Genomic DNA, 21,337 nt, shown 5'->3' with positions numbered 1-21,337 from the left:
TCCGCTACACTCGTCGTCACGTCCGGTACACGCGGCTTGCGAGGGAGTGATTCGAGATGACGACCCTGATCGATGTCGACCCGAGCCATCGAGAGCCGCGGGCGGCCCGCACCGTCGACGTCTTCGGTGTGCAGTGGCCTGCGCACAAGATCCACGCAGTCGTGGCAGCCGCGGCGGTCGCGCTGGTGAGCCTCCTGCTCGTCGGGTCGCTCGAGATCACCGCGTGGGCGAGCGGGCTTGTCCTGCTCGCCGTGTGGTGGGGCGAGCGCTACCTGCCCGGTACGGCAGCTGTCGCTCCCGCGTCGAACCCGCCCGGGATCTCGTAGATCCGACCGTCGAAGCCGGCGCGGAACAGACGTCCGACCGAGAATCCGCGGTTTCCGCGTCCGTACGAGAGGACACTCGAGGTCGGGAGTCCGGTCGCCAGCACGCAGTAGCTGCCCGGCGAGGTGACCCGCACGATCTCACCGGTGGCGTTGAACGGCACGATCGGTCGGTCGCGCGAATCCAGCGTCAATCCGTCGGGAGTCGACGGCGCGCCCACGTTGAGCAGATTCTGAACGACTCGCGGATTCGCGGTGGAGATCCGGCTGACGCCCGGGTTGACGAACGTCCGCGACACGTAGAGCCACCCGTCGCCGCGTCCGAGTACCGCCCCGTTGGCGCTCGGCAGCGCTCCCCAGGCCGCCTGCACGGCACCGGTGGGACCCACCCGGCCGATGAGATTGCCGAAATCGTTGGTGGCGTACACATTTCCGCGCGCGGACACGTCCATCCCGTTGGCCGCCGAGAGTCCCGACACCCAGGGGCGCAGCGCGCGGGTGGTGACATCGAGGCGCGCGATGGACGCGTGTCGCAGCGCGTCGCCGACGAACACACGAGGATCGGCACCGTATCCGACCAGCAAGGTGCCATCGGGGGTCCAGGCCAGTGCGCCCGCGCCGCTCCCGCCCGGCACGCGTGCGATCGGAACAGCCGGTGCGCCCGGTCCGGCGAGGCGATACACGCGACCCGTGATCAGGTCGGTGGTGTAGAGGCGACCGCCGGCGTCGACGGTCAGGCCCTCGAGCGCCGCGCCCGGTACCGAGCCGACGAGTCGAGCAGGCTGGCCGGCTCCGGCGCACACCGGCGCGGCGACAGCTTGCGCCGGTTCGACCGCTGCGCCGAGTCCGACGGCCAGCGCGGCAGCCGCACCGAGAGCGGCCAGCCGCGGCAGTCGGCGCGCGCGGGATGGAAAGGTTCGACGAGAGGTCATGGCTGCTCCCTGATGGGTGGGGCTGGGTCGCCGTCGGTGGTCGCGAATGAGGCGGTCGTGGGGGAGGTTCCCGCCCGGCCGGCTCTCACACCCACCGTCCAGTGTTACGCCACCGTGCGGGTGAATGTGTCGTGATCGCGATTCGGGCGGGCCTCGCGGCGAGATGTCGCCACCGGCAAGACTCGAACCCGCAGGACCGGATCACCGGCCGACAGTGAGAACATGGCTGTCGTGAGTACGCACCACGTCCCGGTCCATCAGCAGGCTTTGTCGGTAGACGCGATCGAAGCCGCGTCGATTCGCATCGCCGACGCGGTGGCGCGTACCCCGCTCGAGACCTGTCCGCGCCTGTCGGCCGACGCCGGGGCCGAGATCTACCTCAAGCGGGAGGACCTGCAGGCCGTTCGCTCCTACAAGCTGCGCGGCGCCTACAACGTGATGGCGCAGTTGTCGGCCGACGAGCTGTCACGCGGTGTCGTCGCGGCCAGTGCCGGAAACCACGCCCAGGGTGTGGCGTTCGCGTGCCGCAGCATGGGGGTGCCCGGTCGGATCTACGTCCCGACCACCACGCCCAAACAGAAGCGGGACCGAATCCGTTGGCACGGTGGGGACTTCGTCGAACTCCGAGCCGTCGGGGAAACCTACGACGCCGCTGCGGCGGCCGCCCAGGACGATGTGATGCGCACCGGGTCGGCGTGGATCCACGCGTTCGACGACCCGCGGACCGCCGCGGGGCAGGGGACCATCGCCCACGAGATCGTCGAGCAACTCGGTCGTGTACCCGACGTCGTCATCGCACCGGTCGGCGGCGGGGGATGTCTGGCCGGGATGGCGACGTACTTCCGGGGTCTGTCCGATGACGTGACGATCGTCGGCGTCGAGCCGACCGGTGCGGTGTCGTTGAGTGCCGCCCTCGTCAACGGGGGACCGGTGACGCTCGCCGAGATCGATCCGTTCGTCGACGGCGCGGCGGTCAAACGCATCGGCGCCATCGGGCACCGGGTGCTGTCGGAGCTCGGTGCGACGGTCACGGATCATCCGGTGCTCGCCCAGATCACCGCGACGCCGGCCGTGCGGGTGATGCCCGACGAGCGTTTCGCGCCTGCGCCGGGAACCGCGCACGTCACTCATGTCGATGAGGGTGCCATCTGTTCGGCGATGCTCGAGCTCTACCAGAACGAGGGCATCATCGCCGAACCCGCGGGGGCGCTCGCGGTCGCGATCCTCGACAAATTGCAGCTGCCGGCGGACGCCGCCGTGGTGTGCCTCGTGTCCGGCGGCAACAACGACGTGTCCCGATACGGCGAGATCATCGAACGCTCGCTGGTCCACCGGGGGCTCAAGCACTACTTTCTGGTCGACTTCCCGCAGGAGCCCGGTGCGTTGCGCCGCTTTCTCGACGAGGTCCTCGGGCCCGACGACGACGTCACGATGTTCGAATACGTCAAGCGCAACAACCGCGAGACCGGTGCCGCGCTCGTGGGCATCGAGCTCGGGCACCGCGACGGACTCGGCGGCCTCATGGACCGGATGGACCGCTCGCGGTTGCACTGTGAGCGGCTCGAACCGGGTTCCCCGGCGTACGCCTATCTCACCTAGCGACTGTCCGGCCGCGGGACGGTTTCGGTGACGCGGGCCGTTCGAGTCGTTACGTACACCCCCGCCGAGCCGGCGAGTCCGACCGCCACCAGGAGCGCGAAGGAGAGCGATCGGCCCGTGCTGCCCTCGATGCCGATCAACATGCCCGACAGCCATGCGACGATCGTCGTCGCCACCGCGGCGACGAGGTAGTACCAGCCATAAGCCGTCCCCAGCAGGCGATCACCCTTGCGACTCGACAACAACACTACGACAAAGGGCACGATCATCAGTCCGCCGACCGTGAAGATCGTGGTCGCCAGAACGACCGGGATGATGTGCGCCGACGCCTGGACGATCGCCGTGTCCGCCGACGCCGCGGGAACGAGCGCGGTACTGATGAGCAGCGGGAGGAACGAGACGCCCATGGTGGCCAGGCCGACGGCGACGGAAGTTTCCGGGGACCATCGTTTTCCGCACCACCGGGTGACGCGTACCTGCAGTGCTATCCCCAGCACGCTGAACACGAGAAAGAGCACCGCGATCGAGCCGCCGCTGCCCGTGACGCGCCGAGCTTCCATCGGAATGGTCAGGTACAGCTGGTTGAACAGGGCGAGGTACGCCGACATCGCGAGGACGAGCAGGCCGAAACCTCTGTCTGTCAACACTTCTCGTAGACCGTCGAGCGCCGGGGTCGGTCGACCCGTGCGGTCGGTGCGCGGGAGCACGAGCACCTGCGCGACGGTCAGAACCGCGAACACCAGCGCGGCGACCAGGCAGCTCGTCTGGAAGTCGGCCAACAGCAGCAGTGCGCCGAGTGCGGGGCCGAGAAGGGCTCCGATGTTGCCGAAGACCTCGAACACCGCAAAGGTCTCGGCGCGACGACCCGGTGCTTCCAGCGCGAGGTAGGTGCGCGCGGCCGGGTTGAACAGGGCGCCGGCCACGCCGATGAGGAGGACGGCGGCCACGACGATCACCGGCTCGTCGGCAACGGCCAGACCAGTGAACGCAACCACGCGCAGACCACACCCGGCGATGAGGGAGTACCACGGGCCGAAGCGGTCGATCGCCATGCCGCTGGGCAGGAACAGCCCTTGCTGGCTGAGTGCCCGGGCGCCGAGTACCAGCCCGACCGTCGCCGCTGCCATTCCCAGGTCGTCGAGCAGATAGGACGCCAAGAACGGCAGCACCATGTAGAAGCCGAGATTGACCCCGGTCTGGTTCACGACGAGCAACCGCGCGGCCGGACTCATCGCACGCAGTTCACCGAACACGCCCCACCTCCGCGGAAGCGTCGGCGAGCAGTGGTGGATGTGCGGCCAGCAGTTCAGCGGTCAGCGGCGCGCGCGCATGCGTGCGCAGCGACTGCGAAGCCAGATCTTCGACGATGCGACCGTCGTCCAGAACTGCGATGCGGTCGCCGAGGTACTCGAGGACATGCAGATCGTGGGAGATGATCAGCGCGGACATCTGCTCGCTCGCGATGACCTCGGCGAACAGTTCGAGGATGTCGGCGCGCAACGAGGTGTCGAGGGCGGTGACCGGCTCGTCGGCGATGAGCAGCCGGGGTCGGAGAGCGAGGGCGCGTGCAATGGCTGCGCGCTGACACTGGCCGGTGCTCAGGGCTCCTGGTCGGCGACCTCCGAGGCCGGTCAATCCGACCCGGTCGAGCAGGTCATCGACGCGAGCGTTGCGATCCGCGCGACGTCCGACCCGGTGCACGTCGAGTGGATCGCGGATCTGGTCGGCAATCGGTCGCCACGGATTCAGGGAACCCCGGGGATCCTGCGGAACCAACTGGACTTCCCGGCGCAGGCGGCGCCACGCGGTGATCGCGGAGTCGTTGCCGCCGATACGGATCGTTCCGCGCGCGGGTGCGAGCAGCCCGGTGAGGCATGCGACGAGGGTCGACTTGCCTGCGCCGCTCCGGCCGGCGAGTCCGACCACCTCGGCGGCACCGACCCGGAGCGACAGATCGCGCAGCACGGGACTCCCGCCCCACCCGGCGTGCAGACCGGTCACGTCGAGTGCGTCGAGTCGCGCGGTCCGGCACTCGGGATGTGGACGTCGCCGCGGCGTGCGGGGTCGGACCAGGCGACGCGTCGCGTCTGCGACAGGGGTGTCCAGCACCCGCTCGGCGGTCCCGGCCTCGACGATCTCGCCGTCGGCCAGGACCGTCACGTCGTCGGCGAGCAGCCGTGCCAGCGACACGTCATGGGTCACCAGGACCACGGCAGCTCCCTTGCCCGCTGCGGTCCGTAGGTGTTCGGCGAGGCGGGCACGTGCGATGGCGTCGAGCGCTGTGCTGGGTTCGTCGGCCAGGAGCAGTTCCGGTTGCCGGGCGGTCGCGAGCCCCAGCGCGAGTCGCTGCGCCATCCCTCCGCTGAGCGCATAGCAGTACTTGCGCTCGATGTCCGGCCCGGTGGGGAGCCCGCACTGCTCGAGTACGTCCTGGGTCCGGGCATGACCGCCGGTGGTCTCTCGGACGATCGAGGCGACTCGGCGCAACGGCGTCAGATCGAGAGCCGGGTCCTGGCCGACGAGCCCGACGTGGACGCCCCGAACATGGGCGAGCTGCCGTGCGGACGTCAGGTCGTGTTCGTCCGCGCGGACCCGGAGCCGCATGAGGTTCGCGCGGACCTTCGAGGGGGCGGGCACCAAGCCGACAAACGCCCTCAGCAGCGTGGACTTCCCGCTGCCGCTGGCGCCCAGCACGACATGGATGCGACCGCGATCTGCATGGAAGTCGATGTCGCGCAGAACATGTGAGCTACCACGCCGAACCTGGAGACCGCGGACCAGCAGCACGTTCTCATCCGCCCGTGAGGGATGGTCGAGTGCATCCTCGGAAAGTGTGTTCACTGCTGCCTCTCGGAGTCCACGTCGAGAACGTCGCGCAGTCCTTCGGCGAGCAACACCAGGCCGAGGACGGTCACCAGCACGGCCACACCCGGCCAGATCACCAGGTGTGGTGCGGCCCAGAGAGATGCACGGCCGTCCTGCAACATCGCGCCCCATTCCGGGCTGGGTGGTTGGGCGCCGAGACCGAGGAAGCTCAACCCGGCGACGACGCTGATCAACTGCGCGGCCTCGACGGCGGCCAACACGGCCAGTGGTCCGCGGACGCGTGGCCACGCCTCGTAGCGAAGGAGGCGCAGGCGCCCGCTGCCCACTGCGCGTGCGGCAACGGCCGACGGTTCGGCGATCGCGGAGCGCACGACGGCACGGGACAGCCGCGCGAACGGTGCCCACAGCACTACGGCGACGCCCACGAGGGCGGTGGCGAGAGAGGGGCCTCGAAGTCCGACGAAAGCGAGCGCCACGACGATGGACGGGAACGCGATCAGGAGATCGAGCAGCCCGCGCGCCGCGACATCGGCCCGGCGCCCGAGTCCGGCGAGCAGCGCGCCGACCGTGGCTCCGAAGATCACGACGCCGGTGATCGCCAGCGCACAGGCCAGCAGTGTCGCGCGGCCGCCCCAGAGGACCCGGGAGAAGACGTCGCGCCCGAACCGGTCGGTGCCGAACCAGTGGTCGCCGCCGGGCCCGGCGAGGACCGGACCGACCTCCTGGGCCGCGGGATCGTAGGGCGCCACGTAGGGCGCGGCGAGGACCAGCAGGATCATGCCGCCGAGCAACAGGGCGCCGGTGGTCGCGAGTCCGCGGCCCGCACGGGCCGACCGCCTCCGCAGCCGGGCGGCGGGGGTCTCGACCGCGGCGACCGATGCCGAGGTCATGAGAGCGCCTCGACTCGTTGGTCGACGCGCGGGTCGAGCACGCTCTGCACGGCATCCACGGCCCGGTTGACCGTCACCACCACCGCGACCACGAGTAGTACGTATACCTGGACGACGGCGTAGTCCTGGTCGGCGATGGCGCCGACCGCATAGGCGCTGACCCCCGGCCAGGAGAAGACCGTCTCGGTGATGACCGAGCCGGCGACGAGGCCGGCGAATGCCAGACCCGCGAGCGTGAGAACCGGGGTCAGTGCCGGACGGCCGACATGCCTGATGAGCACTGTGCCGGGTCCGGCGCCGCGGGCGACCGCGGCGGTGGCATACGGTGTGGATCGCTCTGCGATCAGCGACGCACGCAGCAGCCGAGACATCGTGGCCATGCTCGACAGGCCGATCACGAGGGCAGGCAACCACAGCTTCGCCATGGTTGCGGGTCCGGCCAGCGGGTAGTCGAATTGTCCGGCGGCCCAACGCAACAGAATGGTGCCGGACAGGAACGTGGGCACCGTCGCCACCGCAAGCGTGCCGAGTCTGATGACGTGATCCGACGCGCTGCCCGGTCGACGAGCGCCGAGAAGCCCCATCGCGATAGCGAGCAGCATCGCGACTGCGAACCCGGTTGCGCCCAACGCGACGCTGGCCGGGAGTCGGGACAGGATCTCTTCGCTGACCGGTTGCCCCGTCCGGTACGAGACCCCCAGGTCGAATCGGACGACGCGCTCCAGCCACAGCAGGTACTGGATCGGGATCGGGCCGTCCAGCCCGAGTTCTGCACGACGCTGCTCGCGGGCATCGGCTTGCTGCTCGGGAGTGAGGTAGGCGTCGGCACCGGTGGTGCCGAACTCGATCTCGACCGGATCGCCGGGCGCCGACCGCACGAGCGCGAAGATGAGGACGGATGCGACCAGCAGAAGTCCGACCGTTCCGGTCAGGAATCGGCCGGCCGCGACGACGGCCGGGTGGGGAGACGGCATCGGATCAGGACGTCGACACGTTCGAGTTCACGAGGTTCTCGTACTGGAGCGGATGTGGCGTGAAGCCCTCGACGTCGGCGGCGAGTCCGACGGCCGCCACCCGGGTGTGCACCGGCACGGCCGGGACCACGGTGTTCATGACGTCGTTGACCTCGAGCATCGCCTGCTCGCGGGCCGCGGCGGTCGGAGCGGTCGACGCCTGTTGCAGCAGCCCGGGGACCACCGGCACGTCGTAGGCGCCGTGGTTGGCGGCCCCGTCGGGAGCGATCTGGTTCCCGATCAGCGACGGCGCGCTGCCGACAGTGGTCCAGGCCTGGGTCGCCGTGTCCCAGTCCCCGGACTTGATCGCCTGGGTCGCGAGACTCGATTCGACGTTGCGGACCTGCACGTCGACGCCGAGTTCACGCCACTGCGCCTGCAGGACCTCGCCGGTCGCGGCCTCGGTGCCGAAGGTCAGCATCCGGATTCGCAGCGGCCGACCGTCCTTGCTGCGCAGACCATCAGGTCCGGCGGTCCAACCGGCCTGGTCGAGCAACTCGCGGGCGCGCTCGGGCTCATGGGAGACGAAACCGCTCTCGTCGGCCTGCGGGTACGCCGGGTTGGAGGCCAGCCACGAGGGGAGAGGCGCGGCGAGCCCGTTGGTGGCCAGCGCCACGACCTTCTCGCGATCGGTGCCCCAGCCCAGGGCTTGACGCACCCGCTGGTCGGCGAGAGCCGGGGCCTGGGTCGAGTTCTGGTTGAGGTAGACGGCAACCGTGGTGGCGCCGGCCGCCGACTCGACGTCGAGGCCCGCGGCGTCGGCCTCCTCGGCTCGTCCGCTGGGGAACATGTCGATGATGTCGGCCTGGCCGGCCAGCCCGATCTCGGCGCGCGACTGCTCGTCGGTCACCAACTCCACGTCGACACCGGGCGCGGCGACCGCGCCGCCCCACCAGTCGTCGTTGCGTACGAGGGTGACCGACCGTTCGGTCTCGAAGCCGGTCAGCTCGAACGGCCCGGTGAGATCCGCGACCGACGCATCGGTGGGATCGGCACCGTCGTAGGCGCCCGCGTTGTGGATCACCATCGAGTAGTGCGCGAGGGCGTAGTCGAGGTAGGGCGACGGCGCCTCGGTGGTGAACACGATGGTCCGGGCGTCGGGGGTCGTGATCGTCACACCGTCGAGCAAGCCCTGTGCCAGGGTGCTGTTGCCGCGTGAGCGCTCGAGCGAGGCGGCGACGGCGCCGGCGTCGGCAGGTGCGCCGCTCCAGAATCGGGCGCCGTCCCGCAGCGTGACGGTCCACCGGTTCGGAGCCGTCTGCGACACCGATTCGGCCAGTTCGGGCGCCACGCTGCCGTCGGCCTGGATCTTGGTGAGCCCCTCGGCAGCGCCGTAACTGCGGAGGTAACTCGAACTCTGGTCGTCGACGGGATCAACACCGGACGCCATGCGCCCCGCGACCAGCTGAATGTTCTCCGGGGCGTCGCCGCCGCCGGAGCCGCAGGCGGTGAGCACGATCAGGCCGGCGGCAAGGAGCGCCGGTAGGCGGGTCGAACGCATGGTGAGCACCCTCGGTTCTATTGATAATGATTGTCGTTTTCAATAGATGGTGGCACACGGGCGCGCAGCACCCGAGGTCGGCCCGGTCGAGTCCGCTGTCCGAACGACTCCCGGCAACCCGGGAACATTTCCGACCGGGGTCGTCTCCAAGTACATGAACCCGCCCAGAAGCACTGCACCACAGCAGCAGTGCTCCACCACTCGAGAGGACTACCCGATGAGCACCGAGATCCCCGCCGACGCCGTTCTCATCGACACCGACGGCGACGGAGCCGTCGACGCCGCACTCACCGATGTCGACGGTGACGGCACCACCGACGCCATCCTCGACACCGACGGCGACGGCCAAGCCGACTCCATCGCCTACGACACCGACGCCGACGGCGAGATCGACGTCATCGAAGCCGACACCGACGCCGACGGTCTCACCGACATCGCCGTCGCCGACACCGACGGTGACGGCACCTTCGACACTGCCGTCGACGACGAGGGCAACGTCGAGGTCGGCGACTTCGGCAGCATCGACGGCGGCGACGCCGTCTGACCCCACCCCCCCGATCCATAGCCCGAAGCCGCGGTACACGCGGCTTCGGGCTAGGAGACGTTGCCGCGGCGGCCGATGATCACGTTGTGGCCCGGCGAGGTGAACCCGGCGCCGTCGGAACGGGCCGGCTCCCACGCCATCTCGACGTCGAGTACGAGGGGCACGGTGGCCGGTTCGTCCCCGGGCACGCACACCACGGACCAGTCCCCGCGGTGCATCGCGAACCATCCGGACGCCTCGTCGAAGTCGACGGACACCGACGCGAAGGTCGGATCGTGCAGCGCCGCTTCGGCTTTCCGTAACGCGATCAGCGTTCGGTAGAAGTCGAGCATGCGGGCGTGGTCGGGATCGTCGAGTTCGGTCCAATCCAGCTTCGACCGCTCGAACGTCGCCGGATCCTGCGGGTCCGGCACATCGTCGCTGTCCCAGCCGTGTTCGGCGAACTCCGCCTTACGCCCCTCGGCGGTGGCTCGGCCCAGTTCGGGTTCCGGGTGGGAGGTGAAGAACTGGAATGGCGTCGCGGCAGCCCATTCCTCACCCATGAACAGCATCGGGGTGAAGGGGGACAGCAGAACGAGCGCCGCCTTGATCGCGAGTTGACCGCCGTCGAGATAGGCGCTCGGACGGTCACCGATCGCCCGGTTGCCGATCTGGTCGTGGTTGCAGGTGTAGGCGAGCAGCGCCGACGCGGACACGGTATCGGTAGGGATCGGCCGTCCGTGGTGCCGCCTGCGGAACGACGAATAGGTGCCGTTGTGGAAGAAGCCGCCGGTGAGGACCTTCGCCAGGCACTCGTAGCTGCCGAAGTCGCCGTAGTAGCCCTGCCGTTCGCCGGACACCAGCGTGTGGATCGCGTGGTGGATGTCGTCGTCCCACTGTGCCGCGAGCCCGAGTCCGTTGACCGTGCGCGGCAGGATCATCCGGGGATCGTTGAGATCGCTCTCGGCGATCAGCGACAGGGGGCGCCCGAGTCGGGCGGCGAGGTCGTCGGTGGCGGCGGCGAGCTCCTCCAGGAGGTGAACGGCGCGGTGATCGGTCAGCGCGTGCACGGCGTCGAGGCGCAGTGCGTCCACGTGGAACTCGCTGAACCACCGCAGCGCGGTGCCGAGGATGAACGCCCGCACCTCGTCGGAGTCCGGATCGGACAGATTGACCGACGACCCCCACGATGTGGTCCCCGCGCTGAGGTAGGGCCCGAAGTCGGGTAGGTAGTTGCCGGAGGGGCCGAGGTGGTTGTACACGACGTCGAGGACGACGCCCAGTCCCGCCGCGTGACAGGCGTCCACGAACCGGGCCAGCGCCGCGGGCCCGCCATAACTCTCCTGGACCGCGTACCAGCCGACGCCGTCGTAACCCCAGTTGTGCTCACCGTTGAACGCGTTGACCGGCATCAGCTCGACGAAGTCGACTCCCAACTCGACGAGATGATCGAGTCGGTCGATCGCCGAGTCGAGCGTGCCCTCGGCTGTGAACGTCCCCAGATGTAGCTCGTAGACCACCGCACCCCGGATGTCCCGGCCGGCCCACGCGTCGTCGGTCCAGGCGTCGGGGTCGACGGTGAACAGCGCGGAGAGTTCGTGCACCCCGCCCGGCAGACGGACGGCGCGCGGGTCCGGACGCGGTGGTCCGCCGTCGATCGAGAATCCGTAGCGGAGATCGCCATCGGTGCCGCCGGCCGGGACGGCGTCGACCTGCCACCAACCGTCCGCCGCGGTCGACATGGGCGTGCGCACCTGCGTCGAACCGGTCGCGCTCGTCGTCACGAGGTCGACGACCTGCGCGTTCGGCGCCCAGACACGGATCTCGTCCAGCGACCTCGGTGATCGGAACGGGCCCCCAATGGAACGAAGTGGTAGGTTTTGTTCCCGTTGGTCGGCCGACCAAGTTATTGTGCTCTGGGCAACAGCAGGAACGGTCGGGGGATTCGTCACATCATGCAAGGTATGTCGGACCCCGGACAGGTGCAGTCGCGGGCTACTGTGAGGCCGGACACATTTGGACCACGAGAATGGGGTATGTTACCCGCGGCGCTTCTGCCCACGGGGGGCACGCGGAGGGGTTCTGCGGAAACGAGGACGCGCGTCGGCGACGACACGCGCGATCGCGACCTGACGGCCGGTGAACGGGTAAGCCGAGACGCAAGGGTAGGGATTGAGCACTAACGCAGTCACCTCGGATGACGAGGAGGTGGGCCGCAAGAGGCCGGGGGCGGTTCGGTCGTGGTACGACGGCCACATCGTCGCCTCGTTCGACACCTTCGGACGTCAGCTCGGCATGTTCGTCGAGGTGTTCCGTACCCTCTTCGTCGACCTCTTCAAGCGGCGGTTCCCGTTCGGCGAGTTCGTCCGACAGTGCGCCTTCATGGCCAGCACCTCGGTCTTCCCGACGCTCCTGGTCGCGATCCCGATCGGCGTCATCGTGTCGATCCAGGTGTCCAACATCGCCGGTCAGGTCGGTGCGACCTCGTTCTCCGGTGCCGCGACGGGCCTGGGCGTGATCCGGCAGGGCGCCCCGCTGGTCACGTCGTTGCTCCTGGCCGGCGCGGTCGGCTCGGCCATCGCCGCCGACCTCGGCTCGCGCACGATCCGCGACGAGATCGACGCCATGCGCGTCATGGGTGTCAACCCGATCGAACGGCTCATCTCACCGCGACTCCTCGCGACCATGGTGGTCAGCTTCCTGCTCTGCGGGTTCGTCTGCTTCGTCGGGTTCATCACGGGTTACGTCTTCAATGTCTACTTCCAGGGCGGCACACCGGGCAGCTACACCGGGACCTTCGCGTCCTTCGCGACCACCGCGGACCTGATGTTCGCCCTGGCCAAAGCCGTCATATTCGGCGCGATCGTGGCGATCGTCGCCTGCGATCGCGGCCTCTCGACGAAGGGCGGACCCGCCGGCGTGGCCAACTCGGTCAACGCCGCCGTCGTCAACTCGGTCCTGCTGCTGTTCACGGTGAACGTGATCCTGACGCAGCTGTTCACGATCCTGTTCCCGGCGAAGGTGGTGTGAGATGACCGCGTCACGGTACGTGCCACCGGCCCTGCGGCCGCTCGAGGCCGCCAAGGCGGTGTATCGCGGTCCGCGCGATGCGCTCGCCGCCATGGGCCACCTGATCACGTTCCTGGTCCGGTCCATCGGTGCGGTCCCACTGGCGTTCCGCCACTACAGCAAAGAGGTGTGGCGCCTCCTGGCCGATGTGGCGTGGGGCAACGGTGCCATCGTGGTCGGCGGTGGAACCGTGGGCGTCATGGTGATCCTCGGGGTCATGGGCGGTGCGACGGTCGGGATCGAGGGCTACACCGCCCTCAATCTGCTCGGCATGTCGCCGGTGACCGGCGGTCTGTCCGCCTTCGCGACCACCCGTGAGATCGCGCCCCTGCTCGCCGCGACCGCGTTCACCGCCCAGTCGGGCTGCCGGTTCACCGCACAGCTGGGTTCGATGCGCATCGCGGAGGAGATCGACGCCCTCGAGGCGATCGCGATCCGGCCGCTGCCGTACCTCGTCACCACCCGGATGTGTGCGGCGGTCCTCGCGATCGTCCCGCTCTACTCGGTGTCGCTGGCCGCGAACTACCTCGCCTGCCAGTTCATGTTCATGGTGCAGAGCGGTCAGGGCGGGGGCACCTACCTGTACTACTTCAACCAGTTCCTCGTCTCGTGGGACATGTTGTTCTCGTTCATCAAGGTGATCGTCTTCGTCCTGCTGACGACCTTCATCCAGTGCTACTACGGCTACTTCGCCTCAGGGGGACCCGAAGGAGTGGGAGTTGCTGCCGGACACGCCATCCGCCTCGCGATCATCGTCATCGTGTTCGCGAACCTGGTCATGACACTCGTGTTCTGGGGCACCTCGCCCGGAATCAAGATCTCGGGTTGAGGGGGAGACCGTGAACATCGCGACCGACGGGCGCAATCCCTCCCTGCTGCAGTACGTACTGCGCGGCGTCGCCTTCCTGCTCGTCCTGCTGGTCATCTTCGTGCTGCTCTTCATGCGCTACCAGGGGACGTTCAGCAAGACGGTGGCCGTGACCGCCGACCTCGTCGATGTCGGTGACGGCCTCTCCAACGGCGCCGACGTCCGGTACAACGGGCTGATCGTCGGCACGGTCAAGTCCATCGCCGTCGTCGACGACTCGCAGACCGATGCCGCCCGGCTGATCAAGAACGTCGGCATCGACATCGAGCCGGCCCAGGCCGAGGGGATCCCGGCGTCGGTGACCGCGCGGACGGTTCCGTCGAACCTCTTCGGCGTCAACTCCGTCGAGTTGGTCCCGCCCGCCGAGGTGGGCGGCGACCGGCTGGCCGCCGGTGCCGTGATCCCGGCCGACAAGTCACTCGAGACGATAAAACTGCAGGACGCCCAGAACGAGCTGAAGCAGATCCTCGACGCCGTGCCGCCCGAGGAACTCGCGCAGGTGCTCGGCACCATCGCCGACGCCCTCAAGGGCGGCGGATCGGTGTTCGGGTCGTTCGTCGGCGTGCTGCGGACCTACTTCGACTCGATCAACGCCCAGTTCCCGCCGGGAGCCCCGCCCGGTTTCGACAACTTCGACGCCGCGCTCACCGGACTGTCGCAGTCGGCGCCGCAGCTTCTCGACACCCTGGGACGCAGCGTGATCCCGGCGGTGACGATCGCGGAGAAGCAGCGCGATCTGACCGCGGTGCTGACGGCCAGCCAGGGGCTGCTCGATCAGACCCAGTTGCTGTTCGCGCGCAACGGCGACGGCGGTCAGCGCCTCGTGACCGATCTGAACCGGATGCTGGGGGCGCTGGTCCTGGAACCGAACTCGTTGCCCCAGGGCGTGATCGCACTGAACAATCTCGCCGCCCGGGTGTTGACGGTGTTCACCGGCACGAACGGGCACGTCCAGCTCAACATCGGCGTCAGCTTCGGTGCCTTCCAGCGCTACACCCGGCAGAACTGTCCGGTCTACGACGGCGGTCCGTACGGCACTCTGCGCGGCCCGGGTTGTGTCGGGCCCGGAACGGGGACGGGGCCGACCATGTCCGGTCCGCTGTCGATCTACCCCTCCGACGGCATGCGCCGGAACAAGCCGGTGGGCAACGTGACCACCGACGCCGACAACAAGACCCTCGGCACCGTGTTGCGCCGCACCCCGTCGGCGGCCGACACGATCATGCTCGGACCACTGGTCCAGTCGCTCGACGTGCGGAACGCCACCGGTCCCGCGGGCGGCGACGGCCAAGGAGGAGGACGATGAGCGCGGCCTCGGAGTCGATCCGCAAACCGCTGATCGGGTTCACGATCTTCGGCATCGCCGCGTTGCTGGTCACCTACGTGATCTTCTCGACGCTGGAACGTTCGGTGCCGGGCACGACCAACAGCTACACCACCTACTTCAAGGACGCGTCGGGTCTCGCCACGGGCGACGACGTCCGCATGGCCGGCGTCCGCGTCGGTCGGGTGGACCAGATCGAACTCGCCGACGGCCGCGCGCGGGTCACCTTCGAGGTGCAGAACAACCAGCAGGTGTACACCAACACCCGTGCGGCGATCCGCTACCAGAACCTCATCGGCCAGCGGTATCTGAACCTGACCCTCGTCCCCGATCGGGACAGCCGGCCACTCGATCCGGGGTCGACGCTCGAGCTGCCCTCCGAGGACTCGTTCGACGTCACCACGCTGCTGGCCGGGTTCCAGCCGGTCTTCGAAACCCTCACCCCGGAGCAGGTCAATGCCCTGTCCGAAGGGTTGATCCAAGCGTTCCAGGGCAATTCGGTGTCGCTGAGCTACACGGTCGCCGAGGTCGGTCGGCTCGCGGAGGACACCGCCAACCGCGACGTCGTGCTCGGGGCGATCATCAACAACCTGAGCGTGGTGATGCGTGACCTGTCGCGGCAGGGCGGCCAGCTGGGCACCGTCATCGAGTCGATGTCGGCGCTGATCGCCAATCTCAACTCCAACTCGGCGGCCTTCGGTAGCGCGGTCACCGACATCGGCCGTACCGCAAGCGGTTTCGCCGACGTGCTGAGCGAGAGCCGGCAGAGTCTGGCGAACGCCGCGACGGACGGTCGAATCGCGACCAACACGCTGATCAGCAACGGCGCCAAACTCGATCGGATGGCGGTCGACGCCCCGGTCTTCCTCGGTCATTTCCCGCTCGTGCTCGGTGAGGGCGCCTACTTGAACATCTATGCGTGCGATCTCGACGTCGCGATCGGTGACGTCCTGCTGCCGCCCGGCATCTTCAACAAGATCGGCGGCACGAATCACTCGGTGGTGTGCCGATGAGCTGGTTCCGTAAGAGTTTCCGCAACAACCGGCGGGTGTGGGCCGGTGTGATCGGTGCTGTGGTCATCGTCGCCCTCCTGCTGGGCGTGACGGCCCTCGCCACCGCGCATCTGGGCAAGCAGACGCTCACCGGCGACTTCGCCCAGGCCGGCGGTATCCGGCCGGGGGACAAGGTCCGCGTCGCAGGCATCGACGTCGGCGAGGTCACCGACACCGAACTCGCCGGGCAGCACGTGGCGATCACCATGAAGGTCGACAACGACGTCCGGGTGACGTCCAACGGCTCGGCGGAGATCAAGATGTCGACGCTGCTCGGTCAGCGCTACATCGATGTGTCGCTGGGGGATTCGCCCGAGGACGCGCCCGACGGACACATCGCGAAGACGGCCGTGCCCTACGACCTGCAGCGCACCATCGAGGCGGGGGCGCCGATCCTGACCGGTATCGACGACAAGACGCTCTCCGAGAGCATCCGGACCCTCAACCGGCAGCTCGCCGGCGTGCCGGCGATCACCGAGCCGACCTTCGAGGCGCTCACCCAGATGTCGAAGGTCATCACCAACCGCAAGGACCAGATCAATCAGCTGATCGCCGACACCAAGACGATCACGACCATCGTCAACGACAATCAGGCCCAGCTCGCCGTGATCGTCGGGCAGGGACGCGATCTCACCCAGAAGATCGTCGCGCGTGAGGAACTGGTCACCCGCATGCTCGACGGCATCGCCGAACTCACCGAGCAGGCGACCGCAGTGGCCGGCGAGAACGCCAACCAGTTCGCGCCGATCATGGCGAACCTGAACACGATCACGCAGGGGCTGGAGAAGAACCGCAACAATCTCCGCAAGCTGCTGGAGATCCTGCCGGTCACCGCGCGCCTGACCAACAACGTCATCGGTGACGGGCCCTACGCCAACGGCTACCTGCCGTGGGGCATCTTCCCGGACAACTGGCTGTGCCTGGCGCGGGTGGTGGACGGATGCTGACCACGGACAGGACGACAGGTACGACGATGCACGCCAACCGATCCCGCCGCCCGATCCTGCTGATCGGGATCGCGCTGCTGGGCATCCTCGGGCTCTCGGGCTGCTCGATGATCCCCGGGAGCTGGAAAGCGGCGGTCGGACAGGCCATCGAGGTCACCGCCTACTTCGACAACGTCGCCGGGCTGTACGTCAGCAACGACGTCGCCGTCCTCGGCATGCCGGTCGGTCAGGTCACCGCGGTCGAGCCACAGGGTGATCGGGTGAAGGTGACCATGACGATCGACAACGACGTCCCGGTCCCCGCCGACGCGACCGCGGCGATCGTCAACACCTCGATCGTCACCACCCGGCACGTCGAGCTCTCACCGGCCTACGACGGCGGACCGAAGCTCCAGGACGGATCGGTCCTGAAGGAGACGAAGGCGCCGGTCTCGGTCGGCGAATTGTTCGACGCCATCGACGGTCTGGTCGTCGCACTCAAGGGCGAAGGTCGAGGCCCCGGGCCGCTCGCGGAGATGATCGACATCACCTCCGGCATCGCGACCGGCAACGGCGAGGAGATCCGCGCGGCACTCGACGAACTCGGCGGGGCGTCAGATGTGGTGGCGGGCAACAGCGATGCCCTCGTCGACATCATCGAGACCATCGAGGGACTGACCACCACCCTGGTACAGAACTATCCGAAGATGACGGCCTTCTCGAAGTCGGTCAACGAGGTCTCGGAGCTGCTGGGCGACCAGGCGCCGGGTCTGCTCGCGACGCTCGGGAACCTGAACCAGACCTTGCAGAACACGACCGTGTTCCTGCAGAACAACACCAACACGATGTCGGTGTCGTTCGACCGGCTCGCCGCGTTGACCGCCAACCTCAGCGACTACTCGCGGCAGGTGGTGGAGACCATCGACGTCGGACCGCTGCTCTTCCAGAATCTGAGCAACTCCATCTCGGCCGAACAGGGCGCGTGGCGCGCACAGGTGCTCCTCGACAAGTCCCTCGTCGACAACGAACTGCTCGCCAAGTTCTGTGAGGCGATCAACCTGCAGAAGGACGGTTGCCGGACGGGCAAGCTCAAGGACTTCGGTCCCGATCTCGGTATCTACTCGGCGATGCTGGAGCTGACGAAATGAGAACGGCGACAATGGACTCGCTGGACCGTCCGGGGCCGGGCGGACGTCCGTCACCGGCGCGGTCACGCCGCGGGCCCGATCGCCGGAACGGGCTTCGCCGAGGTGGCGTGCTCGCGGTGTTGCTCGCCGCGCTGATGGGACTGACCGGGTGCGGTCTGCTCCCGAGTCTCACGGTCGAGCAGATCCCGCTGCCGGCACCGGGTGGTATCGGGGACTCGATCACGCTGAACGCGAAGTTCGACAACGCGCTGAACCTGCCGACGCGGGCGAAGGTGAAGCTCAACGGAACCGACGTCGGGCAGGTCACCGACCTCGTCGCCAAGGACTACACCGCCCTGGTGACCATGGAGGTCAGCAAGAAGACCAAACTCCCGGTGGGCACCGGCGCCGAGCTGCGCCAGGCCACGCCGCTGGGCGACGTGTTCGTCGCGCTGCTGCCGCCGATCGAGGCGCGTGACGGCCTGATGGTCGACGGGGACACCCTCACCGGTCCGACGTCGGCCGCGGCGACGGTCGAGGATCTCCTGATCAGCATGAGCGGGGTCGTGGACAGCGGGTCCCTCAACTCGCTGACCGTCATCCTCACCGAACTGAGCAGCGCCGTCGCGACGAACCCGACGGACCTCAACGGCGCCATCCGCGGCCTGACGACCGGTATCCGAAAGCTGAACCAGAGTTCCGCGGCGGTCGACCGGTCGCTGGCCACCACACGCGTCCTGACCGGGCAACTCGCGGACGGGCGCGCACAGATCATGGCGTCGATCAACAAGCTGGGTCCGGCGCTCGAGTCGCTGAACGGGCAGATCGCCACGATCCTGACCACGCTGGACAAGACCCAGCAGGTCACCGCGGCGACCAACGACTTCCTCGACACCGACCAGGACAACCTCGTCGAGATGCTCGGCCATCTGTCGACGGTGCTGGCCGGCCTCCGGCAGGCCGCCGGCCCGCTCGGATCGCTGGCCGACAACCTGCACACGCTGACTCCGAAGTGGGTCAAGTCCACGCCGGGCAGCGCGGCCGCGGTGTCGTCGAAGGTCTACTGGCTCAGCCCCGGTGTCGGATTCGACTCGGCGAGCAGGCTGCCCGAGATCGAGGACGTCGACGAGGGTTCGGCTGCGCTGCAGCAGACACTGACCCGCCTGCTGGCGCGGATCACCGGGACCAAGGGGTGTTGCGGATGAGCGGCGTGTTCGGAGTCCTGCGCAGGAATTCGGTACTCGTGGGCAACATCGCCCTGGTGCTCGTGATGGTCGTCGGACTCGGCTACCTCACCCTGGGGGTCCTGAGGTGGCAACCCCTCGCCGACAAGTACTCGCTCACGATCGAGTTCCCCATCTCCGGCGGTCTGCAGGAGACCTCGGGGGTCACGCTGCGAGGTGCCAGCATCGGTGATGTGGACACCGTTCGGGTGCAACCGGATTCGGTCGAGGTCGTGGTCACGGTGGACGACCGGTACAAGATCAACCGCGATTCCAAGGTCGCGGCGCTGGGACTGTCGGCGGCGGGTGAGCAGTACGTCGACTTCCAGCCGGCCACCTCCGACGGTCCCTATCTCGAGGACGGCGACGTCATCCGGGCAGACCAGACCGAGGTCACCGTTCCGTTCTCGCAGCTGCTCGAGTCCTCGCTGGAACTGATCAACCAGATCGACCCCGCGAAACTCCGTTCCGCCGTGGACAATCTGAAGATCGCGCTGTACGACGAGGACGGCCCGAACGACCTGTCGGTGATCTTCGACTCGGGCGGCACCATCTTCGCGAAGCTGTACACGGCGTTGCCGGAGACGACCAAATTCATCCAGAACGCGGGCACCATCTTCAAGACCACCGCGCAGATCCAGCCCGACTTCGGTACGACGGTGGCCGGACTCAGTTCGCTGGTGAACGCGGCGGCGTCGTCCGACAAGGAACTCCGTGAGCTCCTCGATCGGGGTCCATCGCAGTTCACGAGTCTGGCCGGTTCGATCAATCAGCTGACCGATCCGATCACGGACGTGACGAAGCAGTTCGTCGACATCGCCGAACAGGGTGCGCTGCGTGCGCCGGCTCTGGCGACGCTGTTCCCCGCCATCCGGGACGCCAGTGTCAAGAGCCTCACCATGTTTCACGACGGAGCCTGGTGGGTCTTCGGCTCGGTCTATCCGCGCCCGAGTTGCAACTACCCGGTGACCCCACGTCGGCCGACGCAGATCCTCGAGCTGACCATCCCGACCAATCTGTACTGTGTGACCGAGGATCCGCGTCAGCAGATCCGAGGCTCGGCCAACGCGCCGCGGCCGCCGGGCGATGACACCGCGGGACCGCCGCCGGGTTACGACCCGAACGCCCGTACCGTTCCGCTCGACAAGTGATGGGCCGCTCGACGACTGACGGCCACTCGACGACGACAGACAAGTTGCGTGACCTGTAGATGACTGACCGGAATGACCCCGACGTGACCCCGGAGACCGAGAACGAGGCGGGCGCCGCCTCACCAGAGGTCGACGCGGTCGAACCCGCCGGCACCGATGCGGTGACGCACGACGAGGAGTCGGCGACCGAGACGACGACCGAGACGACGACCGAGACGACGACGCCGGCCACGGCGTCGGCGCCGCGTGGGAAGTCCGCCCGCCGCGGCGGCTCGTCGGCGACCCCGTCGAAGCCGGGCACGGCAGCGACCCCGACGACCGAACCGGCCGACTCTCCGACCGAGTCCGCGAAGGACTCGTCGGACCGGCGGGAGATCTCCTTCACGGTGACGGGCGGTGGGATCAAGAAGGTCCTCGCCGCCGTCGTGGCGGTCGCCCTCGTCGCCCTCGTCGCGTTCCTGGGCTGGCGTGCCTACGACCTCCAGCGGGAGGCCGACGCGTTCGCCGACTCCAAGACGGCCTCGGCGGACTTCGTGACCAAGCTCGTCACCACCCTCAACGCGGCCAATGCCGGCAATTCGAAGGAACTGCTCGGTCCGCTGTCGACCGGTGAGCTGCGCACCCGCCTCGAGCAGGAGCGCGCCGACACCGAGGCGAACGTGGAGTCGCTGAACATCGAGGTGTCCTCCACGATCAACGTGGTGGCCGTCGAGACCGTCGACGCCGACTCCGCGCAGACGGTGGTGATGGCGGAGGTGACCGGCCGAAGCGTGAAGCTGCCCAACGGCGGCACCAGCCTGATGGTCTTCCGTCTCGATCTGAGCAAGGAAGACGGCAAGTGGCTGGTGTCGAAGGTCGACGGCCCGCCGGGCAGCCCGAGCGGCCAGATCGACCCGTCGCAGTCGCTGCCGGGCGCGGGCGGAGCACCGGCACCGCAGCCATCCCCGCAACCGGCGGCCCCGGCTCCCGCGCCCGCAGGCTGACCCGAAG

General features: G+C 68.3%; 19 protein-coding genes. 12 read left to right on the top strand and 7 right to left on the bottom strand.

The features are described 5' to 3' along the window. Positions 1-56 precede the first annotated feature (56 nt). Positions 57-326 (top strand): hypothetical protein, encoded by a 270-nt coding sequence (locus tag ABIC25_RS19725; protein ID WP_101819481.1) that lies wholly within the window; start codon positions 57-59, stop codon positions 324-326. Here ABIC25_RS19725 and ABIC25_RS19720 read toward each other — a convergent pair. Continuing rightward, positions 269-1,255 (bottom strand): SMP-30/gluconolactonase/LRE family protein, encoded by a 987-nt coding sequence (locus ABIC25_RS19720; RefSeq protein WP_354562815.1) that lies wholly within the window; start codon positions 1,253-1,255, stop codon positions 269-271. The genes ABIC25_RS19725 and ABIC25_RS19720 overlap by 58 nt on opposite strands. A gap of 222 nt (positions 1,256-1,477) precedes the next feature. Between ABIC25_RS19720 and ilvA the strand changes: the two genes are divergently transcribed. Next, positions 1,478-2,854, top strand: coding sequence for a threonine ammonia-lyase IlvA (gene ilvA, locus ABIC25_RS19715; protein WP_354562813.1), 1,377 nt, complete (start codon positions 1,478-1,480; stop codon positions 2,852-2,854). Here ilvA and ABIC25_RS19710 read toward each other — a convergent pair. The 5 genes from ABIC25_RS19710 to ABIC25_RS19690 are packed head-to-tail and all read right to left on the bottom strand — an operon-like array spanning position 2,851 to position 9,084. Further along, a complete protein-coding gene (locus ABIC25_RS19710) occupies positions 2,851-4,107 on the bottom strand; it encodes an MFS transporter (protein ID WP_354562812.1) in 1,257 nt (418 codons plus the stop codon). The two genes, ilvA and ABIC25_RS19710, sit on opposite strands and share 4 nt — an antisense overlap. Beyond that, positions 4,097-5,695 (bottom strand): ABC transporter ATP-binding protein, encoded by a 1,599-nt coding sequence (locus ABIC25_RS19705; RefSeq protein ID WP_354562810.1) that lies wholly within the window; start codon positions 5,693-5,695, stop codon positions 4,097-4,099. Before ABIC25_RS19705 ends, ABIC25_RS19710 begins: the two co-directional genes overlap by 11 nt. Then, positions 5,692-6,570: an ABC transporter permease gene (locus tag ABIC25_RS19700; protein ID WP_354562809.1), complete on the bottom strand. Its 879-nt coding sequence runs from the start codon at positions 6,568-6,570 to the stop codon at positions 5,692-5,694. Before ABIC25_RS19700 ends, ABIC25_RS19705 begins: the two co-directional genes overlap by 4 nt. Further along, on the bottom strand, positions 6,567-7,544 hold the full coding sequence (locus tag ABIC25_RS19695) for an ABC transporter permease (protein WP_354562807.1): 978 nt from the start codon (positions 7,542-7,544) through the stop codon (positions 6,567-6,569). The genes ABIC25_RS19700 and ABIC25_RS19695 overlap by 4 nt, the downstream gene beginning before the upstream one ends. Positions 7,545-7,548: 4 nt before the next feature. Next, entirely contained in the window at positions 7,549-9,084 is a 1,536-nt protein-coding gene (locus ABIC25_RS19690) for an ABC transporter substrate-binding protein (protein WP_354562806.1), read from the bottom strand. Between the two features lie 217 nt (positions 9,085-9,301). On the opposite strand from ABIC25_RS19690, the gene ABIC25_RS19685 reads away from it, so the two are divergent. Next, positions 9,302-9,628 (top strand): hypothetical protein, encoded by a 327-nt coding sequence (locus ABIC25_RS19685; protein ID WP_004021206.1) that lies wholly within the window; start codon positions 9,302-9,304, stop codon positions 9,626-9,628. A 50-nt stretch (positions 9,629-9,678) separates the two neighbouring features. Here the strand turns inward: ABIC25_RS19685 and treZ are convergent, their stop codons facing one another. After that, the gene (gene treZ, locus ABIC25_RS19680) at positions 9,679-11,430 is read right to left on the bottom strand and encodes a malto-oligosyltrehalose trehalohydrolase (RefSeq protein WP_354562885.1); all 1,752 of its coding nucleotides are present in this window, start codon (positions 11,428-11,430) and stop codon (positions 9,679-9,681) included. A 349-nt stretch (positions 11,431-11,779) separates the two neighbouring features. On the opposite strand from treZ, the gene ABIC25_RS19675 reads away from it, so the two are divergent. Genes ABIC25_RS19675 through ABIC25_RS19635 form a run of 9 tightly spaced genes read left to right on the top strand, consistent with a single transcriptional unit; the run spans position 11,780 to position 21,330 of the window. Continuing rightward, on the top strand, positions 11,780-12,637 hold the full coding sequence (locus tag ABIC25_RS19675) for an MlaE family ABC transporter permease (protein ID WP_004021204.1): 858 nt from the start codon (positions 11,780-11,782) through the stop codon (positions 12,635-12,637). A 1-nt stretch (position 12,638) separates the two neighbouring features. Next, on the top strand, positions 12,639-13,505 hold the full coding sequence (locus ABIC25_RS19670) for an MlaE family ABC transporter permease (RefSeq protein ID WP_004021203.1): 867 nt from the start codon (positions 12,639-12,641) through the stop codon (positions 13,503-13,505). 10 nt (positions 13,506-13,515) lie between these two features. Further along, on the top strand, positions 13,516-14,850 hold the full coding sequence (locus tag ABIC25_RS19665) for an MlaD family protein (RefSeq protein ID WP_354562804.1): 1,335 nt from the start codon (positions 13,516-13,518) through the stop codon (positions 14,848-14,850). Continuing rightward, positions 14,847-15,881, top strand: a complete 1,035-nt coding sequence (locus ABIC25_RS19660) for an MCE family protein (protein WP_004021201.1) — start codon at positions 14,847-14,849, stop codon at positions 15,879-15,881. Before ABIC25_RS19665 ends, ABIC25_RS19660 begins: the two co-directional genes overlap by 4 nt. Then, on the top strand, positions 15,878-16,867 hold the full coding sequence (locus ABIC25_RS19655; protein ID WP_354562802.1) for an MCE family protein: 990 nt from the start codon (positions 15,878-15,880) through the stop codon (positions 16,865-16,867). Before ABIC25_RS19660 ends, ABIC25_RS19655 begins: the two co-directional genes overlap by 4 nt. Positions 16,868-16,893: 26 nt before the next feature. Then, positions 16,894-17,994 carry an MCE family protein gene (locus tag ABIC25_RS19650; protein ID WP_004021199.1) on the top strand — a complete coding sequence of 367 codons (1,101 nt, stop codon included), beginning with the start codon at positions 16,894-16,896 and terminating at the stop codon, positions 17,992-17,994. Further along, positions 17,991-19,178 carry an MlaD family protein gene (locus ABIC25_RS19645; RefSeq protein WP_374206320.1) on the top strand — a complete coding sequence of 396 codons (1,188 nt, stop codon included), beginning with the start codon at positions 17,991-17,993 and terminating at the stop codon, positions 19,176-19,178. Before ABIC25_RS19650 ends, ABIC25_RS19645 begins: the two co-directional genes overlap by 4 nt. Next, on the top strand, positions 19,175-20,347 hold the full coding sequence (locus ABIC25_RS19640) for an MlaD family protein (RefSeq protein WP_354562800.1): 1,173 nt from the start codon (positions 19,175-19,177) through the stop codon (positions 20,345-20,347). Before ABIC25_RS19645 ends, ABIC25_RS19640 begins: the two co-directional genes overlap by 4 nt. Positions 20,348-20,406: 59 nt before the next feature. Continuing rightward, positions 20,407-21,330 carry a hypothetical protein gene (locus ABIC25_RS19635; RefSeq protein ID WP_354562799.1) on the top strand — a complete coding sequence of 308 codons (924 nt, stop codon included), beginning with the start codon at positions 20,407-20,409 and terminating at the stop codon, positions 21,328-21,330. Positions 21,331-21,337 lie beyond the last annotated feature (7 nt).

It is taken from the genome of Gordonia sp. PvP123 (genome assembly GCF_040547295.1).
GTDB lineage: Bacteria > Actinomycetota > Actinomycetes > Mycobacteriales > Mycobacteriaceae > Gordonia > Gordonia terrae.
The sequence above is the reverse complement of the archived record's forward strand: the minus strand, read 5'-3'. Positions and strand labels throughout refer to the sequence as shown.